Below are 9,651 nucleotides of genomic sequence, written 5' to 3'. Positions count from 1 at the left end.
GCTTTTTCCTCAACTCTTGTTCTATTATAGCATATTGTCCGGTGATGTCCGGCTAATTTTTTATTGAGTTAGCACTCTTCCCGACCAATTGCCCCGGTGCGATCGGCCCATTTCTAAAGCTGCCGGCAACTGCGCCATCGCTGACTCTAAAATTGCCACCACATCCACAGGGTAGCGCCAAGAACTCGACTCTTCCATGCGCGCCGCATTCGCCAAACCACCAACCAAACTCGCGAAAACAGTTTCTGCCCCTTGCCAATTCACTGCATCCAGCGCTTCTAACGCCTTGTTAATAAAGTCGAGGCTGTGACCGACATCAATGTAGCGGTGGTCAGTAGCGGCCGCAAACAGCATATCAGCAATTTGTTCTCGTTCAAGAGGCGCGCGTACTGCTGTCAACAAACATCGTTCCGCCGCTTCGCTGTCTCTGATTTCAATAAATTGCCGGAACCAGCTTTTGAGTGTCTCTGCATCAACCTCAGCATTAGGCAGGGGGTGAACCGCAAAGTGAGGAGGTGCGCCTGCACTATCGCGGGCCACTGCCGAAAGTCCCTGATAAAGGGCGGGGGGTCGGTCTTCTGGATCGAGATAAGGCAGGATATTCATCAAGCAGGTGTGGATCGATAAACCCGTATCCCATCCCGATTTGTTGTAGCGGGTGCCAAATTCTAATCCGATTTGGAAAGGTTCGCTGGCAGTTGCCCCCATATCTAGCAAGGCAATCACTGACTTGGCAATGACTAGAGAAATTCCTTGTTCTAACCCATCTTGAAGTCTCTGGCGCTGGTGGGAGTAGGGGTCAAGCTGTTGTGCTAAATTTACCCAAACTTCCCCGTCGCGAATTTCCGCTGGGAACGATCGCACGTCGTCGGCCCAAGAGTCAAAAGTACCGCCGCTGGCGACATCAAAGCGGGCGTAGTGCCAAGGACAGGTGACTATGCCATCTTTGCAAGTGCTGCCGTTGAGGGGAAAACCCATGTGGGGACAGCGGTTGTCGATCGCGTATACCCGATCGTTTGAGTAAAAAAGGGCGATCGTGTGTTTTTCCAAATTCACTAACAAACTGCCCTTTGTCTCGACTTCTGCAAGTTTCGCAGCGCGAACGTAATAGCCTGAAGTCTCAGCCATAAGTTTTTAAACTAATTTATATATAAACTAGATTAACTCACTGCCAGGGTATTTGCCTGAAGTAAAACAGGATTAAAAACTCAAGTCCTGATAGATGCTCGATCGATCGCCCGAAAGTTTCTATTTTAGGTTTATTCCAGATTCATCAGCGATCGCAAAGCTTCTTTCATCTCCTCTACAGTTGTTGTCGCCGTACCGAATTGACGCACGACAATGCTAGCAGCCAAATTACCCAAAACTGCCGCTTCCCAACCCGATGCACCGACGCACAAAGCTAAAGTCATTGCTGCTACGACTGTATCTCCAGCACCGGTTACGTCGAATACATCAGTCTTGTTAAAAGGGGGAATGTCCCAACTTTGAATGGCAAATTCCCCCTTTTCACAAATAGATGTTGGAGAAGGTGAATTTTTGATTTCTTCGCCGTTCGCCCTTTCAAACAAAGTCATCCCTTCTTCGCCGCGAGTAATTAGGATTTTTTGAGCTTGAGTTAAGTTCAACAAATCGCGTCCTGCTTGCATTAAAGTTTGAGGGTTTTTGATAGCATATCCGACGGCTTGCTCGGCTTCTGGCAAGTTCGGAGTAAATAACATCGCTCCAGAATATCGCTGCAAATTTGTTTGAGCGTCTACAATTGTTTTGCCGGGAACCACTGCCGATTCGATCGCCAAATTTGTCAAAACTCCGTCGCCGTAGTCGGAACAAACCACTGCATCTACTGTCGGTATTTGCTGCCGGATGTAGTCTGCCAGTTGCAACTGCAAATCTAAATCCGGCAACTCGTCCGATTTGCGATCGACTCGGACAATTTGCTGAGTCACCGACTGCCGCGCGTGCCCGGAAATGCGAGTTTTGGTGACAGTTGGACGCTGCGAATCGATTAAAATCCCAGCCGTATCAATTCCCGCCGCCTCAAAAATACCGCACAAAGCCTTTCCCTGGTCGTCTTTTCCCACCAAACCAGCAACTTTTACTTTGCCTCCCAGTTTGGCTAAATTGTAGACAGCATTTGCGCCACCTCCGGGTACTTGCTGAGTATTTTCGTAGCGCAAAATCAACACAGGCGCTTCGCGGGAAATTCGCTCTACTTGTCCGGTAAGAAACTCGTCCAAGGTCAAATCTCCGATCGCTAATACCTGCGCTCGATGGAAGCAGTCTAATCTTTTCAATAATTGCTCTGTTGAGGCACGCAGTTGAGGCAAAAAATCGGAATAGTCGTTAGTCATTAACCAAAAAAATGAGACTGAGGAGTTGATAATTGAGCGTGGAACGAGCGGGAATTAAAAATCCTAATATTAATTAATAATTAATTTCCTCCCTTGTTTTATTTTTAACTTTTAATTGATTTTCTGACTGGGATTTTGAGAAACCAGTTGCAGGCTGTTGGCGATCGCACTCGCTCAAACAATTGGGCAAAAAAATGCGGATAAAAGCGCAGCCATTCAGACTCAAAAGAAAGTTTTACTGTGTGGAAGTTTCCTTCTACATAAGTGCCTTCAAAAAACAGCAGAATTATTTCAATTTCTGCTTGATGATCGTAATCACCTGAGTCATTTGTTTTTTGAGTGCATCAATTTCCGCTTGCATTTTCGCCATTTTCACAGTCATCGCCTGAATTTCGGCCGCACCCGCTCCAGAAGTGGGTGCAGCAGCGGCGGCTGGGGCTTCCGGCACCGGTTTCTTTTTCGCCAGTACCATCGCCGATTTGATTGCTTCGGTTAGCTGCTTCTTCTCAAAAGGTTTGGCGATGAATGCAAAAAAATGCTTCTCGAAGGGTTTCGGAATTTTTTCCATCACCTCTTCTTCGCGACCCGACATGATTACCAAAGGTATCTTAGAAAGCTCCGGATGGGCTTGCACTTTTTGATACACTTCCCAACCGCTGACTTTCGGCAGTAGGAAATCTAACATAATTAGATTCGGACGGGCTTGACGGATCAGTTTGAGTCCCTCTTCGCCGTCTTTTGCTTCTAGAACTTCAAAGTTACCCTGAGGCAACATCTCTCGGACTCGGACGCGGATGACTTTACTGTCATCGATTACCAAGATTTTTTGACCAGCCACGACTGACTCCTTCAGTAATGAATGAGTGATGATTTGCAACCTTCAGTATATCCCTAACAGAATTCTACCCATAATTCTGGGCGAGTTTAGTTTTGTTGCACCTAGGCGCAATTCTGATTTCGGGTGATACTCCTACAAGTTCAGGGGCTTTGATTTCGGATACGATCGAAGGAATTAACTCGATCGCCACTTAATTATATGTCGCCCCAAACTCCTCAAACTCCTACAGTCAAAGCAGTTGCCGCCCAAATGCGGGGTGAAATCGAGGCGATGCCGCAGTGGTTGCGCAGGCCCGTTGGCAAAGCTAGCGAACTTTCGCAAGTGCAAAAAATTATTAAACAGCGGCAAATTCACACGATTTGCGAGGAGGGCAGATGTCCCAACCGGGGCGAGTGCTACGCCCAAAAAACGGCGACTTTTTTGTTGATGGGGCCGACTTGCACCCGCGCTTGTGCTTTTTGTCAAGTAGATAAAGGTCATTCTCCGATGCCCCTCGACCCGGAGGAACCGCAAAAGGTGGCCGAGGCTGTGCAGTTGTTGGGTTTGCGCTATGCGGTGCTGACTTCGGTGGCTAGGGACGATTTGCCGGATGGGGGTGCGGGTTGGTTTGCCAGGACGATCGCCCAAATCCGCCTTTTGAACCCGGATACTGAAGTTGAGGTACTGACGCCGGATTTTTGGGGGGGAATCGGGAGGAGTTCAGAGGGGGAGAATTCAGGGCTCGATGAGTTGCAGCGAGAGCGGATTCGGACGGTGGTGGAGGCTAAACCGGCTTGTTACAACCACAATATTGAGACGGTGCGCCGGTTGCAAGGGCCGGTGCGGAGGGGGGCGAAGTACGATCGCTCGATCGACGTTCTGCGTATTGTTAAGCAATATGACCCAAATATTCCCACCAAATCCGGTTTGATGTTGGGGCACGGGGAAACCGAAGCCGAGATAGTCGAAGCGATGACAGATTTGCGGGAGGCCATGTGCGATCGGCTCACCCTCGGTCAATACATGAGACCATCTCTAGATCACCTCCCAGTGCGCAAATACTGGACGCCGGCCGAATTTGACCGTTTTGGGTCTATCGCCCGGGAGATGGGGTTTGAGCGCGTGCGATCGGGGCCTCTCGTCCGCAGTTCATACCACGCCGGAGAGAGCGATTGAAATTAATCTCTATTTAACTCGGTATAAACTCGTTGTTACAAAAAATAACTCTAGAGGATTGTGCATAAGTGCGACGCTCTCTGCTATTTGTAAATAGAGTGACATTATGAATTAGGAGCTTTACCTATGGCAGAGATAGCGAAGAACCAATTAAAATCCGAGTCCGTGATGAAAACGGGCAAGTTCCCTTACACCTTTCGCGCAGCCTGGTTTCTGTTGCTGTTAGCTATCAATTTTTTGGTTGCAGCCTATTATTTCCATATCATTGAATAGTTCTGCAAGTTGATTTTTAGCAGACCCTGCTGCTCTCGACCTCAACGTCGAAGAGACGGAGAGAGGGAGAGGGGGAGAGTTTTGAGTTTTGAGTTGGCGAGAATATGACTTCTTCCTTCTAACTAATGACTACTGACTTCTTCCCTCTTCCTTCTAACTAATGACTCCTCTAACGATTTCTCGACGCTTCTAGCTTTGACAACCGCTCTTTAATTTTGATAACATCTTGCTTCGTTTCAATTACCAAAGTTGCTAAATTATCAAACATCGGGTCTCCCGACCGCACTCTAGGATTTGTCCGACTAGCACCCGGAAGGTTAGGAGACTGAGGCCGGTTAACTCTAGAACCTTGATTCTGCAAACTGTAGATTTGTCCTCTGAGTTCAGAAATTTGAGTTTCTAATTGAGTAATGCGAAATTCTAATTGACTTGTGGATTGAGCGGGCGTAAAAATTGGCGCAACAGCAATTGCTAAGGCGCAAGCCAGACACAAAAGACAGATTTTTATGGCGCGATGGCGAATATTTTTCGGCATAGCTTTAATAATTTAAATTATACCAGTTGTACGATAACAAATCGCCGAGATTTTTTGCCTCTATCAGAAGTAGGTCTTATGGCAACTAGGAACGTAGCTATTTTAATGTTCGATGATGTCGAGGTACTGGACTTTGCAGGCCCTTTTGAAGTGTTTTCGGTGACATCAGAATTAAATAAGGGCGATTCCCTTCGGGATAGCTTCGCTTCACGACCTTTTGCAGTCTCTACCGTAGCCGAACATCCCGGTGCTGTCAACGCCCGCAACGGTTTGAGCGTAAATCCCCACTGCACCATTTCCGATTGTCCGCCACCGGATATTTTAATTGTACCGGGAGGACAAGGTACGAGGAAGTTAATCGATAATTCAGCAGTTATTAATTGGATAAAAGATTGTGCGCAAACAGCAGAATTAGTGCTTTCTGTCTGTACGGGTTCGCTACTTTTGGCAAAAGCTGGCTTGTTGGAAGGTTTGGCAGCAACTACACACCATCGGGCATTGGAGTTATTGAGAGAATTAGCTCCCAACACAACTATTATCGAAAATCAGCGATTTGTAGATAACGGCAAAATCATCACTTCTGGGGGAATTGCTGCGGGAATTGATATGTCTTTGCACGTTGTCGGCAAGCTTTTAGGAACAGCACAAGCTGAACAAACAGCAGAGCACATGGAATATAAAATTGGGAATGGGTAACTGGGCATTGGGCATCGGGCATTGGGCATCGGGCATCGGGCATTGTTAATTGTATAATTTGCGCGTTGGGGCGGGTTTTACCAACCATAATTGCCTACAACAAACAATTCGGTAAACCCGCCCCGCCCATACACGAAGGATGCTACTGGACGTGATATCAAGCATCTTCGCCCCAAACTTTTAGTTGTAAATAGACTAATACCAAAGCTAAAGCCATCAGGAAAGTTGCCGCTGCGGCTGCATAGCCAAAATCAAATTGCGAAAAAGCTTGCTCGTAAATATAATAAACTAGCAAATTAGTAGAGTTTAAAGGGCCGCCGCCGGTGATGACGTAAACTTGCTCAAAACTCCGCAGAGTAAAAATAGCTGTAGTGACGGTAGCAAATACTAAAGTCGGTCGCAAACCGGGTAAAGTGATGTACAAAAATTGCTGCCAAGCATTAGCTCCATCCAATTCTGCTGCTTCGTAACGATTTACCGGAATTGCTTGCAATCCTGCTAAAAATACTACCATATTAAAGCCTAATTGTTTCCAAACACTGAGCAGAATTATCACTGGCATTGCCCAAACTGTGCTGCTAAGCCAAGGAATTTGATTTAAGCCGATCGCCATTAACACACTATTCACCGGGCCTTCGGTTTGAAACAACCACCGCCAACCCAAGCCAACTGCAACTAAAGAGGTAATCGAAGGAATAAAATAAGCGGTGCGGAGAGCTCCTCGCCAAGCAAACGAGCGATTTAGCAAAACTGCTAAGCCCAATGGAATCACTAAACTGGGAATGACTGTCGCAGTAGTAAAATAGAGCGTGTTTTGGAGAATTTGCCAGAAATCCGGGTTGGTGACTAGACGCCAGTAGTTGTTCAAGCCAATCCAACGCACTCCCGACTGGGTAAAGCTGCCGCTGGTAAAGCTGAGGTAAAATAAATAGGCGATCGGCCAAATCAAAAAAGTACCCAGAAACAGCAAAGCTGGGGCCAGAAAAGTCCAAGCTGCGATCGCATCATTATCCAACCAGTTAAAACGCCCAAATTTAATCCGAACCATTGGCTTGTAAATTTTAGCTTTTAGTTTTAAATGGTATCACAATATAGGTCAATGTCAAAATGAACCTTCTCGATATATTAGCTCATTTACCCACTATAGAAACTGAGAGGCTCCTGCTCCGAAAAATTACTTTAAACGATGCAAGCGATATGTTTGAGTATGCCTCCAACCCCGAAGTATCACAATACACAATGTGGTCAACTCACACCTCACTAGAAGACACTAAATATTTTCTCAAGTCACTTACAAAAATGTACAAAAGACGAGAGCTGGTAGATTGGGGAATCGTTCATAAAGCCGACAAAAAGTTTATCGGGACTTGCGGATTTGTGGAATGGAGCATGACGCACAGCCGCGCGGAAATTGGCTACGCACTTTCTAGAAGATATTGGGGCAAAGGATACATGAGCGAGGCTGTTAATGCAGTGATTGAATTCGGCTTTCGGGAGATGTTGCTGAATAGAATTATGGCTCGATGTGAAGTTAACAATATTGCTTCCGCTAGGGTGATGGAAAAAGTGGGGATGCAATTGGAAGGGGTATTGCGACAGCATCTATTTGTGAAAGACAGATATTGGGATCTAAAACTTTATTCGCTTCTCAGGGAAGAGTTTTTTGATAAAATTGTAGAATAGGGGTGAATCAGTAAGTCACAGAAAACAATATACTTAGGACTTAGGCAATATCTCCATGTAGACTGCGCCGAAGCACACCTTACCCTTTACCTGTATTGTAGAAGACGAGTGAATAGTTTTTATCTTTATGACCAAGAATTTCAAAGGTGGTACCCGCCACGTGATTTATCCGTGGAATCAATCCAAAATCTAAAATCTAAAATCCTCACGCCCCCGAATTTATCCGTGGGGTCAATCCAAAATCTAAAATCTAAAATCTAAAATCGAATGACCGCTAATCCAGTATCTGTTAATTCCAATGCCTGCCTGATTTCTCCTGAGATTGGCAAAAGTGCGATCGCGCCGGCTCATCCTCCATTAAAATTAGGAATTTTAGCATCAGGGAGCGGCAGCAACTTCGAGGTAATAGCCCAAGCCATCCAAAATCAAGAACTAAACGCTAAAATCCCAGTATTAATTTACAACAACCCCGAAGCCAAAGCCGCAGCCAGAGCAGAAAAATACGGCATTCCCTCGATTCTGCTCAATCACCGCGACTGCAAAAGTCGCGAAGAATTAGATACAAAAATTGTCAAAACTTTTCAAGAGTATGATGTAGAATGGGTAGTGATGGCGGGTTGGATGCGGATCGTTACCAAAGTTTTGCTCGATGCTTTTCCCGATCGCGTTATTAACATTCACCCCAGCTTACTGCCGAGTTTCCCAGGAATTCGCGCCGTCGAGCAAGCACTGGCCGCTAAGGTTAAAATCACCGGATGTACGGTGCATATCGCCCGTTTAGAAGTAGACAGCGGGCCGATTTTAATGCAGGCTGCGGTGCCGGTATTGCCTGATGATACCGCAGAAACGCTGCACGCGAGAATTCAGGTGCAAGAGCACAAGATTATGCTCGGTGCGATCGCACTTATTGCCGAATCTAATCGAAAATATTGTGACTAAAAACCTCACCAGTGCTGCATCTTCCCCGGAATTTCCCATCAGCGAATCACCCGAAACAGGCCCGCCGCTGACAGACTCCAATCGCCTGAAATTAATTCTCAAAGAAAGACTCAAAAAGAACATCGGCATCAAGGGAGAATTCTATCTGCCTTGCTTGCCATCGATGCTAGACGACTATCTTAAATTACTGTCAGACTTCTTAAACATTCTCGGGCAAAACATCGACGCTTCCCAAACCGAAAACTTGCGAACATTAATCGCCAACGCCTTAGCAGAAGGATTCAAAAATTCCCCCCACGCTAATCTAATAGTCTCATATTTTCCCGCCAATTCTCAAAGCGGTTTAGCCGGCGGCATTACTCTGAATACCAAGATTCAAGTCGAATCAATGGCCCAGAAATATCATAGCTGGCCGGATATTCGCCCCGAACCTTTATTCGGCAGCCATCCCGATGCCAAAGTCATCGCCACTGCCGCCGAATTAGGCGAACCGGGAAAAGCACCTATTTTAGATGTTGGTGCGGGCCCAGGGCGCAATAGTCTGCCTTTAGCAAGGTTAGGTCATTCCGTGGATGCGATCGAACTAACACCCATATTTGCCGAAAAACTATCAGCAGCAGCAACCGCCGAAAACTTGCCGGTAAATGTCACCCAAGGCGACGTTTTAGACCCATTATTGAGGATGAAAACTTATCGGTACAAATTAGCCATTGCTACCGAAGTTCTCTCTCATTTCCGCTACCCCGAACAAGTCCGCCTGTTCCTCGGCAAAATGTCCGATGCTGTTTTAAGTGGCGGGTTTATCTTATTCAGTGCTTTCTTAGCAGTAGATGGGTACGAACCCGACGAGATGGTCAAACAAATGTCTGAATTGTGTTGGTCTTATCTGATTACCAGAGAAGAATTGCAAGCAGCAATAGAGGGTTTGCCGTTAGAAATTATTTCTGATGAATCTGTGATTAAATACGAACAAAAACATTTGCCTGACTCTGCGTGGCCGCCGACACCTTGGTTTGTCAGTTGGGCTAGCGGGCGCGATTTATTTTCTGTGCAACAAACACCGCCGTTAGAGTTGCGGTGGATACTTGTTAAACGCTTGTAAAGAGTTAAGCTGTTGTGCATTTAAAACGCATATTGTATTATACAATATAACCATATTTATGAAAAGTCAATGCCTA

11 protein-coding genes are annotated in these 9,651 nt (G+C 46.2%); 6 read left to right on the top strand and 5 right to left on the bottom strand.

Translation table 11 applies throughout. The annotated features are described in order from the left end of the window. Positions 1-60: 60 nt before the first annotated feature. From QUA78_RS30705 to QUA78_RS30695, 3 genes are all read right to left on the bottom strand, one after another. The gene (locus QUA78_RS30705; protein ID WP_333307425.1) at positions 61-1,128 is read right to left on the bottom strand and encodes a Rieske (2Fe-2S) protein; all 1,068 of its coding nucleotides are present in this window, start codon (positions 1,126-1,128) and stop codon (positions 61-63) included. 131 nt (positions 1,129-1,259) lie between these two features. Then, on the bottom strand, positions 1,260-2,354 hold the full coding sequence (locus QUA78_RS30700) for a PfkB family carbohydrate kinase (protein ID WP_333399201.1): 1,095 nt from the start codon (positions 2,352-2,354) through the stop codon (positions 1,260-1,262). A 286-nt stretch (positions 2,355-2,640) separates the two neighbouring features. Beyond that, the gene (locus QUA78_RS30695; RefSeq protein WP_333225019.1) at positions 2,641-3,192 is read right to left on the bottom strand and encodes a response regulator; all 552 of its coding nucleotides are present in this window, start codon (positions 3,190-3,192) and stop codon (positions 2,641-2,643) included. Positions 3,193-3,390: 198 nt separating this feature from the next. On the opposite strand from QUA78_RS30695, the gene lipA reads away from it, so the two are divergent. Beyond that, on the top strand, positions 3,391-4,347 hold the full coding sequence (lipA, locus tag QUA78_RS30690; RefSeq protein ID WP_333307138.1) for a lipoyl synthase: 957 nt from the start codon (positions 3,391-3,393) through the stop codon (positions 4,345-4,347). Positions 4,348-4,473: 126 nt separating this feature from the next. Beyond that, positions 4,474-4,620 carry a photosystem I protein PsaX gene (locus QUA78_RS30685; protein WP_172190106.1) on the top strand — a complete coding sequence of 49 codons (147 nt, stop codon included), beginning with the start codon at positions 4,474-4,476 and terminating at the stop codon, positions 4,618-4,620. A gap of 169 nt (positions 4,621-4,789) precedes the next feature. Here the strand turns inward: QUA78_RS30685 and QUA78_RS30680 are convergent, their stop codons facing one another. Further along, entirely contained in the window at positions 4,790-5,155 is a 366-nt protein-coding gene (locus tag QUA78_RS30680; RefSeq protein WP_333307136.1) for a hypothetical protein, read from the bottom strand. Positions 5,156-5,233: 78 nt separating this feature from the next. Between QUA78_RS30680 and QUA78_RS30675 the strand changes: the two genes are divergently transcribed. Next, the gene (locus QUA78_RS30675; RefSeq protein WP_333399200.1) at positions 5,234-5,851 is read left to right on the top strand and encodes a DJ-1/PfpI family protein; all 618 of its coding nucleotides are present in this window, start codon (positions 5,234-5,236) and stop codon (positions 5,849-5,851) included. 157 nt (positions 5,852-6,008) lie between these two features. On the opposite strand, the gene QUA78_RS30670 is transcribed toward QUA78_RS30675, so the two are convergent. Further along, positions 6,009-6,899, bottom strand: coding sequence for a sugar ABC transporter permease (locus QUA78_RS30670; protein WP_333399199.1), 891 nt, complete (start codon positions 6,897-6,899; stop codon positions 6,009-6,011). Between the two features lie 59 nt (positions 6,900-6,958). On the opposite strand from QUA78_RS30670, the gene QUA78_RS30665 reads away from it, so the two are divergent. The 3 genes from QUA78_RS30665 to QUA78_RS30655 all read left to right on the top strand — a co-directional run bounded on the left by QUA78_RS30665 (position 6,959) and on the right by QUA78_RS30655 (position 9,575). Continuing rightward, positions 6,959-7,534 (top strand): GNAT family protein, encoded by a 576-nt coding sequence (locus tag QUA78_RS30665; protein WP_333399198.1) that lies wholly within the window; start codon positions 6,959-6,961, stop codon positions 7,532-7,534. 267 nt (positions 7,535-7,801) lie between these two features. Next, positions 7,802-8,473, top strand: a complete 672-nt coding sequence (gene purN / locus QUA78_RS30660) for a phosphoribosylglycinamide formyltransferase (RefSeq protein ID WP_333399197.1) — start codon at positions 7,802-7,804, stop codon at positions 8,471-8,473. Beyond that, on the top strand, positions 8,466-9,575 hold the full coding sequence (locus QUA78_RS30655; RefSeq protein ID WP_333399196.1) for a class I SAM-dependent methyltransferase: 1,110 nt from the start codon (positions 8,466-8,468) through the stop codon (positions 9,573-9,575). Before purN ends, QUA78_RS30655 begins: the two co-directional genes overlap by 8 nt. Positions 9,576-9,651 lie beyond the last annotated feature (76 nt).

The organism is Microcoleus sp. K4-B3, from assembly GCF_036704615.1.
Taxonomy (GTDB): domain Bacteria; phylum Cyanobacteriota; class Cyanobacteriia; order Cyanobacteriales; family Microcoleaceae; genus Microcoleus.
The sequence above is the reverse complement of the archived record's forward strand: the minus strand, read 5'-3'. Positions and strand labels throughout refer to the sequence as shown.

Bases quoted from the DNA above. Each gene is read 5' to 3' on its own strand.
- QUA78_RS30705 (WP_333307425.1), bottom strand. From the start codon at position 1,128: ATGGCTGAGACTTCAGGCTATTACGTTCGCGCTGCGAAACTTGCAGAA.
- QUA78_RS30700 (WP_333399201.1), bottom strand. From the start codon at position 2,354: ATGACTAACGACTATTCCGATTTTTTGCCTCAACTGCGTGCCTCAACA.
- lipA (WP_333307138.1), top strand. From the start codon at position 3,391: ATGTCGCCCCAAACTCCTCAAACTCCTACAGTCAAAGCAGTTGCCGCC.
- QUA78_RS30685 (WP_172190106.1), top strand. From the start codon at position 4,474: ATGGCAGAGATAGCGAAGAACCAATTAAAATCCGAGTCCGTGATGAAA.
- QUA78_RS30680 (WP_333307136.1), bottom strand. From the start codon at position 5,155: ATGCCGAAAAATATTCGCCATCGCGCCATAAAAATCTGTCTTTTGTGT.
- QUA78_RS30675 (WP_333399200.1), top strand. From the start codon at position 5,234: ATGGCAACTAGGAACGTAGCTATTTTAATGTTCGATGATGTCGAGGTA.
- QUA78_RS30670 (WP_333399199.1), bottom strand. From the start codon at position 6,899: ATGGTTCGGATTAAATTTGGGCGTTTTAACTGGTTGGATAATGATGCG.
- QUA78_RS30665 (WP_333399198.1), top strand. From the start codon at position 6,959: ATGAACCTTCTCGATATATTAGCTCATTTACCCACTATAGAAACTGAG.
- purN (WP_333399197.1), top strand. From the start codon at position 7,802: ATGACCGCTAATCCAGTATCTGTTAATTCCAATGCCTGCCTGATTTCT.